The organism is Micromonospora sp. RL09-050-HVF-A (assembly GCF_019374995.1).
Lineage (GTDB): Bacteria > Actinomycetota > Actinomycetes > Mycobacteriales > Micromonosporaceae > Micromonospora > Micromonospora antibiotica.
In genome coordinates this window covers 5912429-5935156 of the sequence record NZ_JAGKQP010000002.1, presented here as the reverse complement: position 1 = coordinate 5935156, position 22728 = coordinate 5912429, and the positions used below count along the sequence as shown (strand labels likewise).

General features: G+C 68.2%; 12 protein-coding genes. 10 read left to right on the top strand and 2 right to left on the bottom strand.

Features of this window, described 5'->3' with window-relative positions; genetic code table 11:
• Positions 1-110 precede the first annotated feature (110 nt).
• On the bottom strand, positions 111-1718 hold the full coding sequence (locus tag J7462_RS26355) for a glycoside hydrolase family 44 protein (RefSeq protein ID WP_308291039.1): 1608 nt from the start codon (positions 1716-1718) through the stop codon (positions 111-113).
• Between the two features lie 283 nt (positions 1719-2001).
• A complete protein-coding gene (locus J7462_RS26350) occupies positions 2002-5451 on the bottom strand; it encodes an ATP-binding protein (RefSeq protein WP_255599066.1) in 3450 nt (1149 codons plus the stop codon).
• Between the two features lie 345 nt (positions 5452-5796).
• Here J7462_RS26350 and J7462_RS26345 point away from each other — a divergent pair, with 345 nt between their 5' ends.
• From J7462_RS26345 to J7462_RS26300, 10 genes are all read left to right on the top strand, one after another.
• Positions 5797-6540, top strand: a complete 744-nt coding sequence (locus J7462_RS26345; RefSeq protein ID WP_219470734.1) for a hypothetical protein — start codon at positions 5797-5799, stop codon at positions 6538-6540.
• Positions 6540-8594, top strand: coding sequence for an NACHT domain-containing protein (locus J7462_RS26340; protein ID WP_219467914.1), 2055 nt, complete (start codon positions 6540-6542; stop codon positions 8592-8594). The genes J7462_RS26345 and J7462_RS26340 overlap by 1 nt, the downstream gene beginning before the upstream one ends.
• A 578-nt stretch (positions 8595-9172) precedes the next feature.
• On the top strand, positions 9173-11446 hold the full coding sequence (locus J7462_RS26335) for a DUF262 domain-containing protein (RefSeq protein WP_219467912.1): 2274 nt from the start codon (positions 9173-9175) through the stop codon (positions 11444-11446).
• Between the two features lie 763 nt (positions 11447-12209).
• Positions 12210-12467, top strand: coding sequence for a hypothetical protein (locus J7462_RS26330; protein WP_219467910.1), 258 nt, complete (start codon positions 12210-12212; stop codon positions 12465-12467).
• A 216-nt stretch (positions 12468-12683) separates the two neighbouring features.
• Positions 12684-13367 (top strand): RNA polymerase sigma factor, encoded by a 684-nt coding sequence (locus tag J7462_RS26325; RefSeq protein ID WP_219467907.1) that lies wholly within the window; start codon positions 12684-12686, stop codon positions 13365-13367.
• Positions 13367-13579 (top strand): hypothetical protein, encoded by a 213-nt coding sequence (locus J7462_RS26320; protein ID WP_219467905.1) that lies wholly within the window; start codon positions 13367-13369, stop codon positions 13577-13579. The genes J7462_RS26325 and J7462_RS26320 overlap by 1 nt, the downstream gene beginning before the upstream one ends.
• A complete protein-coding gene (locus J7462_RS26315) occupies positions 13569-16310 on the top strand; it encodes a CHAT domain-containing protein (RefSeq protein WP_219467902.1) in 2742 nt (913 codons plus the stop codon). Before J7462_RS26320 ends, J7462_RS26315 begins: the two co-directional genes overlap by 11 nt.
• Positions 16311-16549: 239 nt before the next feature.
• Entirely contained in the window at positions 16550-16993 is a 444-nt protein-coding gene (locus J7462_RS26310; RefSeq protein ID WP_219467898.1) for a hypothetical protein, read from the top strand.
• A 5-nt stretch (positions 16994-16998) separates the two neighbouring features.
• Positions 16999-20265 (top strand): hypothetical protein, encoded by a 3267-nt coding sequence (locus tag J7462_RS26305; RefSeq protein ID WP_219467895.1) that lies wholly within the window; start codon positions 16999-17001, stop codon positions 20263-20265.
• A 515-nt stretch (positions 20266-20780) separates the two neighbouring features.
• Positions 20781-22238 carry an IS1380 family transposase gene (locus J7462_RS26300; protein WP_374197591.1) on the top strand — a complete coding sequence of 486 codons (1458 nt, stop codon included), beginning with the start codon at positions 20781-20783 and terminating at the stop codon, positions 22236-22238.
• Positions 22239-22728 lie beyond the last annotated feature (490 nt).

The window sequence follows — 22728 nt, the reverse complement described above, 5'->3', positions numbered from 1 at the left end:
ACCGGGCGGTGGACCAGGGCAGACATGCCTGCGGCCTTGATCATAGGCATGCCTGGCCCGGTGGTCCTGTGCTGGCGGTCAGCCGCCGGCCCGCGCAGGGCGGCGGGCGCTCAGTGCCGGCGCTGCGGCAGGACGAGCAGCGTCACGGAGTTCGCCGGGTATGTCGCGCTGACGCCGCCCCGGGTCACCCGGAGATCCGCACCCCGGACGATCGAGGTGAGGTCGGCCGGGCCGTAGGTGAACCGCTGCGCCCGGTCCCCGCCGCGGAGGCCGGGGAGCGCCAACCGGGACGTCAGGTCACCGCCCGTCTTGTTGACCACCATCACGGTCAGTGCCCGGTCGGACGAGCGCTGCGCGGCATAGACCGCGAGCTGCCCCTGGTCGCTGCTGACCGCCGAGACACTCACGTCGCCGAACCTGCTGCCGACGCCGTCGTAGTTCCGGTACATCCGGAAGGCGTACGCGCCGGGGTCGGTCGGTTTCGGCTCGCCCCAGATCGTGGCCAGGTCCAGCCCCTCGCGGCCGAAGATGCCGAGGACGTCGGCCTGGGCGAGCGCGCCGTTGATGTCGTCCAGCGCACCCCAGTTGTATTCGGTGATGGCGACCTTCGTGCCCGGGTAGTGCTGGGCGACCCACGCCTTCATCTGCCGGATGAACTGCAACGGCGGCGCGTTGACCCCGCCCGGCCCGATCCACGACTCGTCGACGTACGTCGGGTCCCACAGCGACCGGGTGGACCGCAGCCGCAGCGCGTTGGCATCCGGGTCCTTACCGCCGCTGATCTGCGGGTAGTAGTGCTGGTCGAAGTAGTCGAGGAAGCGCTTCCCGCCATGGGCGTCGCTGAAGTCCTTCATGTTCTTCAGGTACCACTGGGAGAGGTTGAGCCCGCCGTGCGCCGCCGCGTCCGCACCCGGCGCGCAGCCGTCCACACCGGACGCCACCCACTCGCAGTATCCCCAGCCGGACGGGCCGAGCACCGCCGCATGCGGGTCGGCGGCCTTGATGGCAGCGGCGGTCGCGGTGCCCTTGCCACCCAACTCGTCGTAGCTCACCGGCTCGGGATGCACGTCACGGTGGGTGGAATTCCACAGGACCGGCTCGTTGTCGAGTTCGTAGATCTTCACGCCCCCGCGTGCCGCCGGGCCGAACTGGCTCACGAGATGGGACACCATCTCCCCGGCGAACGACGCGCCGGCCGGGATGGAGGTGTCCGTGGGAACCGCGCCGGTCAGGTTCGCGTCGGCACGCCGACCGTTGCCGCAGTTGGGGTCCCACTGGTCGAACGAGTCCTGCTCCGGGAAGCGGGTGGCAGGGAAGCCGCAGGCGAACGGGTGCGACGAGGGCGAGTCCTTCGCCACCCAGCCGATCAACGGCACGGCGACCACCTGTTTCGTCCCGTGGTCCCGGTTGCGCTGGACGAACGCCTCGACCGTGTTGTCGGGCCCGGCGACGATGTTCTCGAAGTACCAGTCGCTACCCGTGTTGTAGGTGTGGTTCTTGAAGTTGTAGCGGCTGCTCGCGTTACCGCCCCAGCGGGCCACCGGCGTGTCGAGCTCGGCGACGAGGGCGGGGTCTCCGCCGTTCATGCCGTAGATGTCGGGGCTGATCCGGTGCCGGGCGGCGGACACGTCCACGGTCAGGGTGAGATCAGCGGCGGCGGCCGCCGGGCCGACGCCCGCCTGGGTGGTCAACAACCCCACCACGAGAGAGCCGGCCACCCCGATCACCGTGGCCGGTCGTGGCCTGCGCCGTCGTCGCACACCCATCAGAGTCTCCTGCCGCCGATCGGCCCAGAGTGGCCGAACCGTCACCCACATTACGTGTCGTCCAGATCAAGTCAATCGATTCATTCAATTGACATGCGACGATCTTAATTGCTGCCGCCATCGCCATGCGGACGGCAATCAGGGAGGCGGAAAAGGCCGACGGCTACCGTGCCCGGCTCCGTCCCCGGTCACCGGGCAACGGCATTTCGGCCGTCCGGGTGCCGGCTGTGGGCAGCTAGGGCCGAACCGGGTCCTGGCGCGGCAGCTCGGCTGACAGGACCTTGAAGTAGCGCAACGGCGACCATGCCTGCCGGTCGCCGATGACATAGAGCCGGCGCTTGGCCCGGCTCACCGCGACGTTGAGCAGGTTGGGCCTGCTCGACGCCCACCGGCGGGCACCCACCCGGTCCGGCGCACCGCCGAGCACCAACACGACGATGTCGGCCTGCTTGCCCTGTGCCGTGTGGACGGTGCCGGCGACCAGACCGGGATAGCGCCGGGCCCGCCTGCCGACCTCGCGGGCGACGTCCCGGAACGGCCCGATCACCATGACCTCGGACATGTCGAAGTCCAGCTCGGCGAGGGTGGCGAGGATACGGTCGAGCTGCCGGCCCTGGTCGGGAATCCAGTGGCCCTGCGCGCCGGTACCCGCGACGTCGATCCACTTCGACGGGGGCAGCGTCGGGTAGACGAGCTGGAAGCGGTCCGCTGCCCCGGTGCCGGTGCCATCGATCATCAGACCGCCGTAGGCGACCTGGTTGACGATGTTGAACATCGGCTGGTCGCAGCGCCGGTGCACGGTCAGCGGCACACCCACCCAGGTCGGGTCGTCGTCACCGTCCAGCCAGGTGCCCAACGGCGTGAGCCGGTCGGCGAGACGCTGGACGGAGGTACGGCTGGTCAGCCACTGCTCGTCCACCGCCTGCTCGGTCCGGATCGCCTGTTCGGTGCGGAACGGCAGGGTGGTGATCGGCTCCAGTTGCAACGGGTCGCCGACGACCACCGCACGCCTGGTGCGCCAGAGCGCCCCGACCGCGTTCTGTGGTGTCGCCTGCCCGGCCTCGTCGATGAGCAACCAACCGAGCGCTTCCCTGCCGAGGTGACCGAACACCCGGGCGTACGAGGCGAAGGTGGTGGACACCACCGGCACCACGAAGAAGAGGCTCTGCCAGGCCGCCAGCGCCGCATCGGGGGCCAGATCGGTGGGGGCGTCGCCGCCTACGAGATCCATCGCGGCCTGCAGGTTGCGTCGCAGCCGGGTGGCGTTGTGTCGCAGGAACGCTTTGTGCAGCGCCAGGGCCGCCAGGAACAGGTCGCTACGCGCCTCGTTCCACTCCCGGTCGGTCCAGAGCGCCGCCAACTCCCGGCGCTGGCGGTCGGCGTGCCATTCGGGGTCGGGAAAGTGCCGGCCGAGCGCGCCCGCAGCCCGCCTCAGCCGCGCCTGGAGGGTGGAGAGGTCGGCCTCGGCCGCCCGGATCGCGTCCTCGGCCGCGCGGTGGGCCTGGACGGCCGTGGAGAGTTCCTGTTCCGCCGACGCCACCGTCCGCCTGGCCGCGGTCAGCGGCGCGTGATCGACCCGTGGCTTGGGTATGCCCGCCGCCAGCATGCGTCGGATCTCGTCCGCCTGCCGCCGGGCGGTGTCCACCGCCCGCTGCACCACGTCGATCTCCACCTGCACGGCAGCCCGCTCCGCCCGGGCCGCGTCCAGCGCGACCTGGGCCTGCCGGACCCCGGCCAGGAGCTGACCGTCGTGGTACGACCAGCGCCGTCGTGCCTCGCCGAGGGTACGCAACCACTCCCACGGGCCGGGCCGCACCCGTTGGTGCGCCGCCTGCGCGGTCAACCACCGGCTCAGCTCCGCCTCACTCGACCACAGGGCCCGCTCGGCGGTGGCCCTGCGGCCGGTGCTCAGGTGCTCGACCTGACGCTCGGCCGTCGCGAGGGTCTGGTCGGCAGCCGCCGCGCGACGGCGGGCGTCCCGTTCGGCCTCGGCCTGGAGGGCCGACGCGATCCGGTCGGCCTCGGCCACCCGCTCGCGCTCGGTGTCCAACGCCACCCCGTGGCGACGCCGTGCCGACTCGACCGAACCCGCCGCCACCTTCACGGCGTGCCGCAGCTCGGCAAGGTGGAGCTCGGGATGCTCCCGGCGCTCGACGTCGCGGTACACCTCGGCCCGCTTCGTACGCACCGCCTCGACCCGTGCCTGCGCGGCACGGAACCGCGACACCGCAGTCGACCACGGGACCTCCGGGCCCGTCTGCTCGTACCCTTTCAGCACCGACAGCAGGCCGGACCAGATGTGGCCCTCGTCGCTGGCGCCCTTCCGGGGCTCGTCCGGGGTGTGGTACCAGAACGTGTTGACGAACCGGCTCCGGTTGGCCTTGTTCCCCAGCCGCGCCGCGACCAGGGCCCATGCCCGCTCGCCGACCTGCGGTTGCTCGGCATCCGGCTGACCGGCCAACAGTGCCGTGGCGATGTCGGGAAAATAGTCGGCCGCCGCCGCCCGTTCCCGCCACGAGTCATCGATCGCGTCAGCGGCGGGAATCTCGTCGGTGACGTTCTGCACGGCACCGTTGTTGGCCGAGGCGACAACCATCTCGAAGCCCGTGAGGTCGGGCTGCCACACGTCGACGACCCGCGTACGTTGTCCTGTGCTCCAGCGGAGCTGCCGTCCGGTGAACGCCCGGGCCGGATCGGTCAGCGCGGCCAGCCGCCGGGCCCGCTCGACGACGAGCGCCGCGACGAGGTCGCGCAGCATCGTGGTCTTGCCGGTGCCCGGCGGGCCGTTGACGCCGAGAATCCCGGCGGTCATGCCCAGCGCGGTGCAGACGGCCACCTGCTGGTTGAGCGCGAGCGCGTGCTCGGGATGGCTGGGCCACCGCCCCGCCGGCACCACCGCTGGTGCCGTCGCCGCCAACACGGCGTCGACACGGTCGCACACGTCCACCCGGCCGGCGGTGGCGAGATCGGCCTCGGGCTGCAGATAGTCGCGCAGTGCGACGCCGACCTCACCCTTGGCGATCTTTCCTGCGACCCGCTCCAGGTCGTACATGATGAAGCTGTTGAGAAACGCGTGGCCCGCGGCGCTGTCCGGGTTGCGACGGGCCACGATCTGGCTCTTGATCCGGATGTCGGTACAGGGTAGGGCTGCGCCGATCCCGGCCACCCCCAGGGCCAGACGCAGGCAGTCGGCGAGCAGGCCGTGGTCCACCACCCGCGGGACCATCTGCGGCGCACAGTCCTCCGTACCGTCGGTGGTCACGGTCACCAACTCCTGAAGCGACTCGTGGAGATCCGCGGTGGCGGACTCGAACCGCGCGAGCCAGTCGCCTCTGGCACGCCTGTCCCGCACCAACCGGCCGGTCGCCCAGGCGCAGCTCGACAGCACCAGCGAGTCGAGCAACACGTGCCCCTGCTCGTCGACCGTCAGAGCGACGACGGCGCTCTCCCCCGCCGGCCTTTCGTCGTAGCTGTCCGGGTCCGGTTCGAATATCCGGGACAGCACCCCGAACAGTTCGTCGAGACGGTGGATGCCCAGATACACGACGTGTCGCCACGTCTGGTTCGGGCGCAGCTTCCACCGCGAGAGCTCGTGACCCGCCTCCCACGGCAACGGCTGTCCCGGCTGGACCGCGAAGACCAACCGGTCCCGGCTGACCCGCTCGACGCTCTGCGGACTGAACATCTCCACGGTTCGCCAGAACCTGACAACCTCTGCCTGTGCGGCCTGCGCGCTCCGTCGCAACACCACTCCGATCGTCGATCAGATCGTGCCCGGGCGGAGGATCGTATCGTTCGCAGAACGCCGACGGGCACCCGATGAGGCTCGTACGGGGGCACCGGATCTCGGTCGACTCCGTCCTTGTCGTCAAGTCCCGAGTCCTGTGTGGACACCAGTTTTCCTCCGCGCCCATCGTGACCGGGCCCGGCACGATGAAAGCCTCGTTGTTGGGGGATTCGCTTTCGCCTCGGGATGGTAGAAACGAACCGACCGACCGGTGTGCCAGCGGAGGGTGAATGGGTGTCTGACATCGCGGACCCGAGCCGGCATCTCGTCCTCACCGTGGACGTGGAGCGGTACAGCGGGCGGGACAACGTGCTCCAGTGGCGTGTCCAGCAGGCCCTGCCGAGGATCATGCAGCGGGCCCGGGAGGAGCTGGGCCTACGCCCGGATGGCTGGCTGGTCCAGCCGAGCGGCGACGGGCAGCTCGCGATCCTGCCGCAGGGCACCAGTGAGCGGACGATCGTGACCCGACTGGCACCGACCGTGGACCGGCTGCTCCGCGAGCACAACCATGGACTGGCCCCCGAGGCCCGCATCCGACTACGGATCGGCGTCCACGAGGGCCTGGTCCACCTCGACGGCGACAACGGCTTTCCCGGCGAGGCCGTCGTCACGGCCTGCCGACTGGTCGACTCTCCACAGCTCAAGGCCACCCTGCGACGGTTTCCCGAGGCGCAGGTCGCACTGATCGTGTCGGACCGGCTCTACCAGGATGTCGTCCGGCACTACGGTGACCTGCGGCCAGAGCACTTCCTGCGGGTGACCGCCAGCCTGCCGGAAAAGAGCTTCGGCGCCGTCGCCTGGATCCACCTGCCTGGCGAGAACGCCGCCGCAGAACAGCCCTCCCCCGCCACCACCCCGGTCCAGCCCTCCGCCGGCGGTCAGACCTTCCAGCACATCACGGCGCACGGGCCGACGGCGTTCGGCAACGGCAACGTGATCACCACGTACGGTTCCACCGGCAGCGCGACCCCGCACCGGCCCTGGTGATGGCGCAGGACCGTCCCCGCACCGACCAGGTGGCACCGTCACCCGGGCCGGGCACCGGCATCCACCAGGCCAGCTACTCCGGGATCACCACCCACGGGCCGGCCGCCTTCGGTGACCACAACATCGTCAACCAGGTCAGCTACCGGAGCGCCCCGCCCACGCACGCCGACGACGTGCTGGTGTCGAAGGCCCTGGAGGCCCTGGCGGGACAGGTGGAGACCGAGCGACGGCGGGACGAGGAGCGCAGCCAGGTGCTGCGACGCCCGCTGCCCGTCCGCTGGGCGGTGACCGCCGCCGCCGGCTCGGCGATGGCCGACGTCGACTGGTCGTCCATCGGGGTCACCGACGACCAGCTCCCGGCTGGCGGGTTGGACGACCTCGCCGGTCTTCTCGCCCGGCGGCTACCGCACCGCCGGCTGGTGATCCTGGGTACGGCCGGGGCGGGCAAGACCGTGCTGGCCACCCGGCTCGTGCGCGGTCTGCTCCGGGAACGCCTGGCCGGCCAGCCGGTCCCGGTGCTGCTGCCCGCCGACACCTGGCACCCGGGCGAGCAGCACCTGCGGGAGTGGATGGCGCAGCGGCTGACCCAGGACCATCCCCACCTGGGGACACCGGCCCCGGGCCGCTCGCGCACCCGTCGGACGATGGCCACCCACCTGATCGAGAGTCGGCTGGTGCTGCCGGTCCTTGACGGGTTGGACATGATCGGCGACGGGCTGCTCGGCACAGCGCTCAGCGAGCTGAACAGCCTCGGCACGGGAGAACCGCTGGTGGTGACCAGCCGCATCGAGCCGTACGAGGGCGCGGTCCGGATCGCCGGCTGCGGGTTGTCCGGGGCTGCGGTGGTGGAGGTGCTGCCCCTCAGGCTGACCGAGGTCCGGGACTACCTCGCCCCCGCAGGCGGAACCGGGCGGTGGCACCGGGCCTTCGCCGAGTTGGCCAACGAACCGGACGCCCCGCTCGCCCAGGCCCTGCGGACGCCGCTGATGGCCTGGCTGGCCCGCACCAGCTACCCGACAGCGACACCCACGACCGTCACCGCCGACCCGGCCACCACCGTCGCCGATCCGCACGAGCTGGGCGACCGGGCCCGTTTTCCGGGCCGGGACACCATCGCCGACCATCTCATCGACGGTCTGCTGCCGGCGGTCTATCCGGCCGAGCCGACCCCGACCAGCCGCCGGGACTCCGACGAACGGTGGCACCGTCAGGAGGTGGAACGGGCGCTGGTCTTCCTGGCCCGGCATCTGCGCCAGAACGGCACCCACGAGATCGCCTGGTGGCGACTCGACCGGGCGATCCAGCACCAACGAACCCTGTGGACCCCGCTGCTCATCGCGCTCTACGGACTGTTCTTCGGGCTCGGACACAGCCTGACCGCCGGCCTGGCGATGGGGACGCTCCTGGGCCTGATCGGGGCGAGCCGGCGGGCCCGCACCAGGCTGGGCTGGGTCGCCAGCGAGACCCCGTACCGCACGAAGATGAGCTTCCGCCGGCTCCGGGCCACCCTCTGGTACGTCCTCGTCTCCACCACGAAGCTGGCCGTGCCGCTGCTGGCGGGGCTGGTCCTGCTGACCGTGCCGGGGGCCGGTCCGCTGGTCATCACGGCGGGCGTGCTCCTGCTGCTGACGGCAGCCGCCCTACTCGTCCGGCAGACCCGGCGGCGCAGAGAACGCGACCTGACCCGGGAACTCGTGGTACCTGCCGACCCGTCCCGCGCCGTCAGTCCGACCTCGACGTTGCGCGGCGACCGGGCGGCGGGGCTGATGGTCGTGCCGCCGGCGATCCTGCTCGGCGCGACGCCGGCGATCCTGCTCGGCACCGTCCGCCCGATGCTGGCCGCGACCGCGTTCATCATCGGTTGGATCGGCGCTGGCGCCTGGGCCAGATACACGGTCGCCCGGGCCGTCCTCGCGACCCGGGGGCACCTGCCGTGGCGGACCATGGCCTTCCTCGACGACGCGGTCGACCGGGGCGTGCTGCGGCGGGTCGGTGCCACGTACCAGTTCCGGCACCCCCGGCTCCGCGACCGGCTGGCCGAGCATCCCCGGTGACCGCCCCACCTGGTGCGAAGCCAGCAATCGAAAACGCCCGCCCGGCCGGAACGCCAGGTGCACCGACGTAGGCCCCGGTCCACGCGGGCACGGAACGGTCCAACGGCTCCCGAGCACCCACCGAGACACCGTGCCATGAACAGAAACGCCAAAAAGCTCCGACCCAGGATTAAACCCCAGGTCAGAGCCTTTTTGGTGGTGCGCCGCCAGGGACTCGAACCCCGAACCCGCGGTTACCGATAGTAGCGATCCCAACACTGTCGCCGCCTGTCGAAAATTGGCGCTGAGCTGCCCAGACATGCCCGCGCAATGATCGCCTCCTGTCACTGCTTGTCACCCGCCGATGTGGGTTTTCGGGGGGTAAACGAGGGGTGCCGACAGCGCGTTTCCATGATCCACCGACCCCGCTCAGGGTCGGGCACCATCGGCACGTTCACGAGCATGGTAAGCACGCCTACGAGGACTCCTGCGGTGTTGACAGTTCGAGGTGCTTCGAGAGCGGCACAGCGTGGTAGAAGTAGTGACCTACGCCTAGCGCCGCTCGTCCACGCCGCCCGTCTTCCCGAGGAGCACCGGCTGTGCCGCCCACCCTGTACCGCGACACCGGTTACTCGTTGAACCACCTGATCGAAGACATCAAAGTCGGACGAATCGGCCTGCCCGACATTCAGCGCCCCTTCGTCTGGTCGGCCGCCAAGACGCGGGATCTGTTTGACTCGATGTACCGCGGCTACCCCATTGGCACGCTCATGTTTTGGGAGACCGGTGCGGAGGTCGGCACCCGCCAGATCGGCCTGGAGTCCGCCGATCGGGCGCCCCAGCTACTCATCGTTGACGGTCAGCAGCGGCTGACCTCGCTCTTTGCCGTGCTGACCGGCCGCCCTGTGCTCACCAAGTCGTTCGAGCAGCGCCGCATCCGCATCGCCTTCCGCCCTGAAGATCAAACCTTCGAGGTGACCGATGCGGCCATCGAGCGCGACGCTCACTTCATCCCGGACATCACGACGCTCTGGTCGAGCGGTTACAAGACCACCGTGCGTCAGTTCTTCGACCGGCTGGACCAAGCGACGGACCAGGATCTGTCAGACGCGTTCAAGGACGATCTTGAGGAACGCATCGACCGCGTGCGTGACCTGCGCGAGTTCCGGTTCCAGGTTGTCGAGCTGGGCGCGTCGGCCGACGAGGAGCAGGTCGCTGAGATCTTTGTCAGGATCAACTCCGAGGGCGTCAAGCTCAACCAGTCCGACTTCATCCTTACTTTGATGTCAGTGCACTGGGAGAAGGGCCGCCGCCAGCTTGAGGACTTCAGCCGGGCTGCCGTCGATCCCACCGTGAGCGGCCCCAGCCCGCGCAACCCGTTCCTCGACCCCAGTCCAGACCAGCTGTTGCGGGTTGCGGTCGCGGTCGCGTTCCGCCGCGCCCGGCTACAGCACGTCTACAACATCCTGCGGGGCAAAGATCTTGAGACCGGCCGCGTCAGCCCTGAACGCCGTCAGCAGCAGTTCGAGCGTCTGGCCGCAGCGCAGGAGAAGGCGCTCGACCTGGCCAGCTGGCACGAGTTCCTCAAGTGCATGGCTAATGCTGGCTTCCGCAGCCGCAAGATGATCACGTCGGACAACGCCCTTCTGTTCAGCTACACGCTCTGGCTGATCGGCCGACATGACTTTGGCCTCGATGTGTCGGCCCTGCGTCCGGTCATCGCACGGTGGTTCTTCATGGCGCACACCACCGGCCGCTACACCAGCTCACCGGAGTCGCAGCTCGAATCCGACCTGGGACGAATCGCTGGCCTCTCAACCAGCGAAGGCGCCGCCTTTGTCGCAGAACTGGACCGCATCGTCGCCGCGAACTTTACCGGGGACTACTGGGACATTTCACTTCCGAACCGGCTGGACACCTCGTCGTCCCGCTCTCCGGTTCTCTTCGCCTATCTCGCCGCGCTGAACATCCTCGACGCCGAAGTGCTCTTCAGTGACCTACGCGTCAAAGATCTACTAGATCCCTCAGGCGCGGCGCCCCGCTCCATCGAGCGCGACCGCCTGTTCCACCGCAAGCACCTTGAGTCACTGGGCATCTCGGGGACGCGGCAGATCAACGCGATCGCGAACATGGCCTACGTCGAATGGCCGCCAGCTGAACGCAACAACTCTGACGCCCCGCGCGACTACCTACCCCGCATCGCGGAGGTGATCGATCCGGATACCCTGACCCGACAGTCCCGCTGGCACGCACTCCCAGTCGGGTGGGAGCAACTGGACTACCCCACCTTCCTCGAGCGACGCCGCCAGCTCATCGCCCAGGTGGTCCGGGACGCCTTCAACACCCTCGCCGGCGAGCGCAAGAGATACGTGCCGGCGACCGCCGAGGACCTAATCACCGCGGGTGAATCGCAGACCACGGAGTTCAAGTCCAGCGGCCGATGGAACCCCCACACCAGCCAGTACGATCCGAAACTTGGGCAGATCCTTGTCAAGACCGTGTGCGGCTTCCTCAACGCGGAGGGCGGGATACTACTCATCGGCGTCGAGGACGACGGCCAGGTCCTAGGCATCGAGGACGACTTCACCACCCTCGGCACGAAGCAGAACACCGACGGTTACGAGTTGTTCCTCCGGCAGCTACTCGACGACAACCTGTCAGCTTCGACCGCGCAGACCGTCCGCATCCGGTTCCCGGACGTCGCGGGCAAGACGATCTGCCATGTCAGCGTCGCGGCAGCCGGACGGCCAATCTTCGCCAAAACGGCAAAGGGCGGCCCCGGCGCATCGGATTTCTGGGTCCGTGTCGGCAACGCGACCAAGCAACTCCACGGCGACGACCTCATCAAGTACCAGGAGGAGCACTGGGGATGAGACGAACATCGGCGACAACCGCACTGTAGATACCTACAGCGACCGAGCAAGCCGCCGCGCCGCCGCCACAGCGCCGACCAACAGCGCGGAGCGCGCCAAGAACCGAATCACGGGAGCGGCCTGCCTGGCACCCGCGCTGATCGACGGAGGACGCTCGCCAGCCAGCCAGGGTTGCCGGCAACGACACAGGCAGTGCTGCGGCCATGCCGGCACCGGATCCCCCGTGCGTGCGGCGGGATCAAGCCGACCCCGGACGAGATGACCGTCGAGATCACCGCGCCCAGTGCGAACTCCACATCGAGCCCAGCGACCCCGCCCCGCCCTGCTCCCATGCGAGAGGTTGTCGGGGCGATTCAAAACCGCATCGATGAAATGAGGCCCTGACCAGCCAACCTGCTGGCCAGGGCCTCCCCCTGAGCCGCCTGACGGAATCGAGCCGTCAACCTACGCTTACCGAAAGTCACGGTCATGGGCTTGTCGTTAACCATCAGAACCCGTCACTGAGCTGCATAGAAGCAACCATGTGCCTGTCGACTCTCGTCACTGATAGTCAACCCTTAGCAGGGTTTTTGGGGTAAACGGGGGGACGCCGGGACATCGGCGCCCCCACCACCCCCGCGCCCGCAAGCTTCACCGAAGCAGGCATCCGCTGACACCGTGGCCGTCACGTTGCCCTGTCTGCCCGCTGATTTCGCTTTCCCCCTTCCCTGCGACCTCTCTCTGGATGACAGCGCGGGTCACGCGGGTTCGGGAAGGGGACACGATGACGGACACCTCCACTGCGCATCGACGGGAGGAACAGCCGGAGCAGGTCCGGGTGCTGGTGTGGTGGCTCATCGCGGTGCTCTGTGGCATAGCCGTAGCCGCGCTACTCGCCGGACTCGCAGCCTTGATCGCGGTGGTGCTGCGCGGCGACGCGATGCAGGTCTTCACGGCGGCCGGCGCGACCCTCGGCACGTGCCTGACGCTCGAAGTCGCCGTCTGTGGTCTCTATCTGGCGAGCCGGAGCCGCAACGCGTGAAACAAGGCCCGGCTTGCCGGGCCGGACCACCGGGTAACCGCGACTGGATGCCCGGCCAAACTAGGTCGGGCACCCGTTGCGCATTCTCCCCCCTCCAGCCCTCGAACAGTTGAGAGGACCGAGTACAGACGAGGACCTGCAACTATGGCAGGCATCCGCCAAGACGGGGTCAGCGGCTTGCGGATCCGACCCCGACCCGATCCGTGAGGTGACGCGGTGACCGACAGGGAACACGACGACTCGGACAAGATCGGGCCACCGGCAGGCGCCGATGCTGAGACGCGCGGCGTGCTGCGCGACTTGGGGGTCGTCGAGCAGATCACCCTCAGTCCACCGGCTTCCGCGCCGTTGCGGGCGACGTGGAACGCTGAGGGCGCGACGATTGGGCAGGTGCCTCCGGGTACCGCACCGGACGCTGCCGACTTCGACTCCTTCTACATGCGGCACTGGCCGGGTCTACTCCGCGCGATGATCCGGTGCTGCCGGTACGACCGGGATCTGGCGGAGGACATCACGCAGCAGACGTTCCTCATCGCCTACCGCCGGCGTGACCGGCTGTCCGAGGTGGCCAACCACGAGGCGTGGCTGCATGCCGTGGCTAGGAACACGGCGACGAAGTACTTCAGGCGACGGCAGGCAGAGGAGAACCTGATCCGCACGATGGCGGCTGGTGTCTCCGGAAACCCGTGGCCGGGCTTCGACACTGCCCTAAACGACCTGCTGACCCGGGTGCTCACGGACCGCCAGCGGCGGATCATCATCTATCGGTACCTGGAGGACCAACCGCTGCAGTCGATTGCCGAGAGGATGAACCTGTCGAAACGCACGATCAACTACGAGATCAGGAAGTCGCTCGACCTAATTCGACCGTACCTCGAGCCGGGACAGGAGGATTCGTGATGGCGGAGTGCTACGACCCGGTTGTCGAGCGGATCCTCGCCGCGAAGCGACGGCTCACCGAGCTGAAGCTCGACGCGCTGCTCCACGAGAAGGTCAACCCGGCCGGCATTGATGACATCGACGCCCTTGGTGATGAGGTGCTGGCCGAGCTGGACCGGCGGCAGCCCATCGACCGTGGCAACAACTTCCGGGTGAACCCGGTTGCCGGCTAACGACGAGCTCAACGCGCTGCGAGCGCGGTTGGAGCGGTATGCGACGGACCGTGACCCGGACGTCCTGCTGCATCCAGCCGCGCTCGCTGACCTTCTCGCCCTCAGCGCCGCACTGCAAGACCGTTTCCTTGAAGACCCCGGAGCAGCGGCTGCCCTCGGCACAGTGCACTGGCAGCGATCTCTGCTGCTGCCCGAGCCGGACGACCGCGACGACCTGCGGGCCGCGCTCGCGGTCTTCACCAAGCTGGCGTCGTCCCGACCCGACCTGGTGCCGCCAGAGGTCCTCGGCTTCATGGGCTCCGATGAACATCCGGACGGCGAGGGCCCAACCCTAGATGATCCCATCGAGGACGAACTGCGGGTGGACCGGGAGCCATCGTTGGCCGACGATCCGCAGCGGCTGGAGCAGATAGCTGCGGTACTGCGGGTACTGGAGCCCGCGGGTATGGCCGAGCCCTCGGTGACTCTGTTGGGTGACGTCGTCACTCGCTTCGCGCGGTATATAGGCTCTGGGCAGCCGGAAGCCGTGGACGAGTCCATCGCCCTGGTATCCGTGGTCGTGTCGAACCCGGAGACGAGCGACGTGTTGCGTTCCGCCGCGGTCGATGTGCTCACCGGCCTGCTCCTCGTCCGGTACCAGATCCATGGCCGACTTGCCGATCTGGACATCGTCATCGCCCACGGCCGGAAGGTGTCACGCGGCGGGACGAGCGTCAACCTAACGGGCCGGCTCTCCAACCTCGGTCTGGCGCTGCGGGCGCGTTTCGAGCGCACCGGTCGGGCCGCCGACCTGGACGAGTCCATCGCGGTCCACCGCCGGGCGGTCGCACTGACACCGGCGACGGACCCCGAGCGCAGTCGCTACCTCTCCAATCTCGGCCTCGCGTTACGCCTCCGGTTCGAGCACAGAGGAGAACCTACCGATCTCAGTGAGGCAGTCGCCGTTACGCGCCAAGCGATCGAGTCCTCGCCACCCGGTGATCCTGACTCGTACCGCTATCTCACCAACCTGGGTGTGGCTCTGCGGGAGCGCTACGAATCCCAGGGGGCCCCCGAGGATCTGGACGAGGCGATCCGCTCCGGCCGGGCGGCCGTGGTCCTCCTGCCGGACGAGCATCCGGACCGCGCCGGAGTGATGCTCAACCTCGGCGGCTCGCTGCTCGCCGCTGCCAAAAGCCGGGCAGACGACCTGCGGCTAATCGAAGCCGTCGAGGTGCTGCAGGAGGCCGTGCGACACGCCGCGGTCATTCCCACGCTGCGCGCACTGGCCGCCACTCACCTTGGCCGGGCAGCCGCAATCCGGCGCGACTGGCATCTAGCGTCCAACTCCTTCGAAACTGCAATCAGCGCGATTGACCTGATCGTCCGCCACGGCCACCGCAGCGACAGCGAATTCCATCTGGCCCGATTTGCGGGCTTGGCCTCGGACGCGACTGCAAGCGCGCTCCAGGCCGGCGATCCTCAGCGTGCTGCCGAGCTGTGGGAGTACGGCCATGGCGTCTTGATCCGGCATGCCCTCGACCAGCGGAGCGAGGTGGAGGCAGCTCTCGCCGCCGCCGCTCCGGCCCTGGCCCAACGGCTCGCGGAACTACGCCAACCGAATGCCGAAGCCCGCTTGAGCGCGCGTTACCAGGAGTGGACCGAGCTCGTCGCCCAGATTCGTATGCTTCCGGGCTTCGAGAATTTCCTGCGCCCCGTATCGGCCCGCGAGCTGACGGCAGCGGCCGCAGAGGGCCCGATCGTCCTAGTGAACGTTAGCGCGTACCGATCGGACGCGATCGCCCTTACCGCCAACGACATCAAGATCATCCCTCTACCGGGAATCGATCCAGACAACGTGCGCATGCGCCATTACGCCCTCAACCACGCCGTCAGTCGGCATGCCGACTGGGAGGCCGGAGACCATCTCAGCTGGCTCTGGGACACGATCGCCGGGCCGGTGTTGGAAGGCCTCGGGCTTCACACCCGCCCCCGCGCCGACCAGGAGTGGCCGCGTCTGTGGTGGTGCCCGTCCGGCCCGTTGGCGTTCCTGCCGTTACACATGGCCGGCTACCACGACCGGCAGCAGACCGTACTCGACCGGGTGGTGTCCTCATACACCCCGACGGTCCGCGCGCTCATTGACGCACGCCGCCGAAGCCCTCGGCCACTCGCCGATTCTCGGGTGCTGGCAGTCGGCCTCACCGAGGTGGTGGGCGCTCCACGGCTACCCGAGGCCACCAGCGAGGCTCGGAACTTGGCACAGCGTTTTCCTGACAACAGCACGGTACTGACGGACTCGCAGGCGACCGCAGATGCCGTCCTAAAGGCGCTGCCCGTCAGCGACTGGCTGCACTTCGCCTGCCACGGACAGGTCGACACCGCTGAGCCATCCACAAGCGGTCTGCTGCTAAGCGATCGCATGCTCACCATCCGGGACCTCGTCGATCTGCACGTGTCCGGTCAGTTCGTCTTCCTCTCGGCCTGCAAGACCGCGGTCGGCGAAGCGCTGCCCGATGAATCGGTAAACCTCGCCGCAGCCTTCCTCATCGCCGGCTACCGCAACGTGCTGGGCAGCCTCTGGCCGATCCTGGACAACACCGCACCGCAGATCGCCGACGCCTTCTACACGGCCCTAACCAGTGGACCTAACAGCCCCGCCCGTGCGCTGCACCTCGCGCTCCGAGCGATGCGCGACCGCCATCCCGACCGACCCCTGGCCTGGGCGGCGACGATCCATGTCGGGCCCTGACCCGACTTGGGCCAATTAGTGCGTGCCGTGGATCGCATCGGGTCACCCTGGCCCTGACCTGCTCGGCTCTACCTGGGTCGGTGGCTGGCGGGATGTCATCCCACCAGGCGGCGTCGATATCAGTAGCCAAACCGCGCTGAAGACGACACGGACGAAATACAACGTGTGTCCGGCCGCTGCTCTGCCACGTCGTCCGTACGTCATGATGGAGTGCTCGACGAAAGCTGGGTGGAGGAGCCGTGGAGGCAAGCACGCTGAGCGCGATCGCAGGATCGACATCCGCGGTGATCGCTGCGGTCTCCGCGACAATCGCAGCGGTGAGCGCGGTCAACTCGCGAAAGTCGGCCCAGGCCAGCGTTGTTGCGTTGAGGGAGACTCGGGAACAGCGCCAGCTCGACAACGCACGTGTGGAGCTCAACGCCATCGCCGCGCTGCATGACGATGTGTTCGGGTTGATCGAAGCTCTCCGAGTGGACCTATCGCGTGATCCGGCGGCCGTCGAGCGTGCTCGTGCGTTCGTCCGTCGATCGATGGTCATCTCCGGCGTCACGTCACCCGCGCTGGACGAGCTGGTATCGGCTGGCGCGCCACCTAGCAGCGCCGGCGTCGACCGGATCCGGGCCGAGCTGACAGCCCGATCGGCCGAGCTACGGGCGATCTTGACGAGGGGGCCGGCAGAGTGACGGACATGCTTGCCCGTGTGGTCGCGGATGCCCGTCAGGCAATGCGTCCTCACACCCTCCCGCCGGTGCCCCGGCTGAGGCTGTTGGACGCGGCCTTCAAGAAGAAGGCGCAGCGTGAGGCGAATGCTGGGGCACGTCAGGCGATCGTCGTCATCGGGGATGGCGGTGTTGGAAAGAGCGTCCTGCTTGGTCAGCTGCTGACTGCGTTCGACGATCGACCCGACCCGTTCTTTGACGGGGCCGTCGTCCTGGTGTCCTGCGCGGGGGTGATTCTGCCCGATGGCAAGCCCGGCCGTGACGACGTGGACCAGGCGATCGGCCGAGCCGTTGGCGCGCTCGGACGAAAGTTCGCTGGGCTACTGGCGACCCTGTCAAATTTGAAGGCCGAGCACGGCCGGGTAACCCTTCTGGTGGACACGCTGGATCTGCTGCTGGGCTCGGAGACGCTGCCCGCGTTGGCAGACGTCGTCGCCGACGCCCTGGACATCGGCGACGTGCTGATCACCTGCCGGAAGCAGGAGTTCGGCGCCTACCTGGGGCAGCCAGACCAGAGCGCACCGCGCCTGGCAGCCCGAATCGTCACTGCGATGGTCCCAGCCCTCGACCCGGACGAGATTCTTCAATGGGCGAACGGTTACCTCGGCGCGAGTGGGCGGGTGAGCCGCCCTGAGGACTCCGCGTTCCTGGGCAAGCTAGCGGCCGGTGTCTCGCGGCGGGGTTCGATCTGGGAGGTGTGCAGCGTCCCGGTGCGCCTAGCTCTGGTCTGCGAAGTGTTCGCGGAGGAGGGCGATCTGCCCGAGGACCTCACCGTGACCACTTTGTACAACCAGTACTGGCAGGCGCGGGTCGCCCGGCACGCCGGACAGCGGTCGCCGTTGGGTGACGCGAAAGAGCACGCCGCGCTGGCTGTGGCCGCCGAGGCGGTCACCGAGACCGGCCAGTTGCGTCTGCGGGTGCCCACCGCGAGACTCGAGGCCAGCTCGGTCCGAGGGCTGGGTCTACTCGCAAGTGAGGGAGTGCTTACCGAGCTAGCCTCGGGATGGGAGTTCTTCCACCAGACCTTCGCGGAGTACACGGTCGCCCGCTGGATGCTGACCTTCGGCACTGACGGTCCGCCGGTGTCCCAGCTTGCCGAGCACCTGCGAGCCGGTCACACCAATCTTTGGCCGGTCGCTGGCTCGGTGCTACTGCAGGCGGACCGATATTCCGACTACGTTGATCTAGCCGAGCGGCTGGACCTGCGCGGTCCTGAGGGCGCGAAGTGGCACGCAGTCGCTGCCCTGCGACAGTCCACGTCTGAGGCGTTAAAGCACGTCGTCGAGAAGATCGCTGGGAACGCCCACCTGTGGAAGGCCGTGCTGCCCGAGCTGGGCAGCGCCCCTCGACACGCCGACACGGTTCCCGAGACGATGATCGCCGCGCTGCGGCAGAGCCCAGTCGTTCTGGTCGGTCCAGTAACTGTGGCGCTGGCCACCTGGCTGTCACGCAATCACGGCAACACCGCACAGGCGCTGGCCTCGGCGCTCCGGGCGCTGAGCGAGGTCCGGACCCTGATCAAGAACTCCGAGCTGGACCAGCATGTCGCGAAGCTAGTGCGGACTCAGCTCGGCCAGTCCGTCACGCCTGCGACGCTAGCTGTGCTGTCGAGTTCCTACGTTGAGCTCGGCGCGCTCGGCCGGCAAGCCGTCGCCCGTGTGTACCTCGGGGTCGCATCGCAGCTGACGGAGGAGCAGATCTCCGCGTTCGCCGGAAAAGCTCTGCTGTCTAAGTGCCCGCCGCTATCCGACGAGGAGAGCGCCTCGCTGCTACGTCTCTTCTGGAGCGCCGATAGTGTCCGTACGGAACGAGCCTGGGACGACTGGCGGGACCTGATGGCCGCAGACCTCCCTGCCGTCGGCTGGCATAACGCCAAGGTGAAATTCATGGTCGAGCTGGCCGACACCAACGAAGAGGTACGCTTGGAGATCGTGCAGGACCTACTGGATGATCGGCTTACCGGCGAGATTGCGCATATCAACACTTTCGAGCAGATCGCCGACCGGAGTCCCGCCTGGTTAACCAGGATCCTGCTATCCCGCCCCGCCCCCACGCGACCGCGTTCGCTGGGCGCCGTCACCAGCGTGGCGGACGCTCTAGTGCGGGCGCTTCCGCAGTCGACCGCGCTGGAGCTGATGCGATGGGTGTCCGCTCGACGGCTTATCGATCCGCGGCAGGTCTGGCCGGCCGAAATCGTATTGGCAGGCCGCTCGGTCAACATCCATCGTCAGATCTTCGATGAGCTCGTCGCCGCTGGCGAATCGCAGCCAGTGCTCGACAGCGCAATCGACGCCTGGCTCTTCCGGTCCGCACCGCAGGTCATCGATGAGCTCCGTGATGACCTGCGGCTGCTGCTCGCAGCCGCTGACCCTGACACCCTGCAGAACCGGGCGCGCCTGGAAGGTCGTCTCGTTCTCTCCGATCCACAGGCCCGCGGCTGGATCAACACGCACGTGGTGAACCATGCCAGCTCACGTGTCGCCGGGACCGCCGTCAAGACGGTCTCCGACACAGTCAAAACCCTGGGCCACCCGGTCGACGGTGAGTTGGCCGGATGGCTCACCGGCCTGATCGCTACCCCGCACATCGACGCTGCCATGCGCGTGTTGAACCTGATTGGAGACCGAGGCTTGGTCGACAACACGACGTACGCGGCGATTGCTCCGCAAGTCGTACCCGCTGTGGCCGGCCGCATCGACGAAACTGTCATACGCCGCGACCCCCCGCAGTTCGTCCGGGCATTGCTCGACTGCTTGATCCGAGCTGACCAGCTAAGTCCAGTCGCACCCGAACTGGTTCGCCACTTGTACGCGCAGCTCGCCGACCGGGTTAAGGTGGAGCTGGCAGCGGCTGGCGCCGAAAACGTGCCCGCGGTGGTCAACAACATCGCAAAGCTGTGCGGCACCCTGATGGCGAGGCGCCTGCCAGCGGACGAAGTACGTGAGCACATCGGCACCCTGTTAGCCGGATTCGACCCCGCGGACGCTGCGAACAGAACCGTCCGCAGCGTCGCCTCGATGCTCGTCGGAATCCAGGGTCGCGACGCGCAGGCGCTGGACTGGATGGAGCGACTGTACGGCGAGAACACCACGACGTTAGGCGTACGGCTCGCCATCGCCGAGGCCTTTCTGGTGCACGACCACCGTCAGCCCGGAGGGCGGGCGTCGAAGCTCAAGGATCGCCCGGACAGCCCGCCCCAGGTCGCGGCATACATCGTCAACCACACGCGCGACTGAACGGTTACCGAAAGTAGCGATCCCAACATTGTCGCCGCCTGTCGAGAATTAGCACTGAGCTGCCCAGACATGCCCACGCAATGATCGCTTCCTGCCACTGCTTGCCACCGGCCGATGTGGGTTTTCGGGGGGTAAACGAGGGCACTGGTGACCGCTGTTGGGACGTTCGGACGGTCCACAAGGCGCGAGGGCAAGAGCAGCCACAAGCGGCACCTCGAACTGCACCTACGCCGACGCGTGGAGGAGCCGCTCGGCATGGACGAGGGCCTCGGGTCAGGGCAGCACAACGGGTAGGCGGCTGAAGGAGAGAAGCGAGGCGCACCCGGCGGATCGATTCGAATAGACTCAGCGAGTCGCGGCGATGACCGGACGACAGTAATCTGTTGGGGTGCTGGCTGAGGAAGTGCCGAAGGTCACCGATTGGATGCAGGGCCTCGGAAGCGTGGCGGTCCTAGCCTCGGCCCTTCGGTTAGGGCTGTCCACGGACTGGGCTGAGAACGAAGAAGTGCCTTCTGATCTGGGAAAATAGGGCTTGTCGAGAGTCCCATGTTCCTGTCACGGAAGGCACTTGCTGGGTGAAGGCTACCGCAACACGTCCGAAGATCATGGTGACCGGGGGCGGGCGAGGCGTGGTGGGGCACGTCGGTGCCCGTCTGCTCGCTGATCTGGCCGACGCCACCGGGCTGACCGGCGTGTTCAGTGAGGCATTGGCGGGGCTGCGGAAGAGGCAGGGCGGACACGCCCCTGGCCGGATCGCCGTGGATCTAGCGGTGATGCTCGCCGACGGCTGCGAGGCCATCGCTGATCTGGCGGTGCTGCGGGACCAGCCCGGCTTGTTCGGGCCGGTCGCCTCTGACCCGACTGCGTGGCGGTTGTTGTCGCAGTTGGACGAGCCGATGCTGGCCGGGCTGCGTGCCGCCCGGGCCCGAGCCCGCGAGGTCGCCTGGGCCCAACATGCCGAGGTCCGCGGTGACCTGCCGCAGCCGATGGTGGCCGGCCAGCAGGTCGAAGGTCTGATCCTGGACATCGACGCGACGATCGTGATCTGCCATTCCGAGAAGGAAGCAGCGACCCGCACCTGGAAGAAGACCTTCGGCTACCACCCGCTGCTGTGCTTCCTGGACAACACCGGCGAAGCCCTCGCCGGCCTGCTGCGGGAAGGCCGAGCCGGGTCGAACACCACCGTCGACCACATCACCGTCCTGGACCAGGCCCTCGCACAGATCCCCGACGCCGTTCGGCACGGCACCCCGATCCTGCTCCGTAGCGATTCGGCCGGCTCCAGTCACGGCTTCCTCGCCCACATCCGGTCCCTACGCGAGCAGCACCTGGACATCCGGTTCTCCGTCGGCGCCGCGATCACCGAGTCGGTCCGGGCCTCGATCCAGGCCGCCACCGGCTGGGTCCCCGCCGTCGACACCGACGGTGACCTGCGCCAACAGGCCGAGGTCTGCGAGATCACCGGCCTGTTCGACGCCGCCGGCTGGCCCGAGGACACCCGATTCCTGGTCCGTCGCGAACGCCCGCACCCCGGTGCCCAACTGACCTTGTTCGACACCGCCGAGGGATGGCGACACCAGGTCATCGCCACCGACACCCCACCCGGCAACGGCAGCATCCAGCACCTCGAGGCCCGGCACCGCGCTCACGCCCGCGTCGAGGACCGCATCCGCTGCGGCAAGGACACCGGCTTCGGCCGATTCCCGTCCCGGGTCTTCGCGATCAACCAGGCCTGGCTGCACCTCGCGCTGACCGGCATCGACCTGATCGCCTGGACCCAAACCCTGCTCCTGCACGGTGACCTCGCCCGCGCAGAACCCAAGAAACTGCGCTACCGGCTCCTGCACGTCGCGGCCCGCCTCACCCGCACCGCCCGCCGGACCCGCCTCGCCATCACCGCCGACTGGCCGTGGACCGACGCTCTGACCAGCGCATTCAACCACCTCGCCGCACTGCCACGACCCGCCGGCTGACCCGGAAGCCTCACGCCCCGACCCGCAGCACGGAGGAACCCGGCCCAGCGCCGGGCCATCACCATGCCACCGAACCGGCCGACCAGCCCCGAACCAAGGTCATCGACCAACAGCTATGAAATGCCGCCCAGATGAAAGACCGAGGCTAGTGGTGTCCGTTCCGGCGCTGTGGTTCACTGCTCTGCTCTACCTACACGAGGTTCGGACTCGCCGAGAGGAGAAGGCCGACGCAGACGCCGCGCAGGCGCGCCTTGTCTTCGGCCGAGTGGTGGCAATCCGCGCTCGGGCCTGCTGCACCGATAGGTGGCATCTGAGATGGCTTGCCCTGGTGGCGGGTCTGCAGCTCACTGACGAAGGGCGGGCTGCTGTAGCAGCTGACCAAGCGGGTCCTGGAGCTGCTCTCACCGGTGAGATCACCGACCACCTGCTACGGCAAGGGCGACCCGGCCGGGAACAACGGTGGGAACTCCCGCAACGGGGTGCGGGGCAA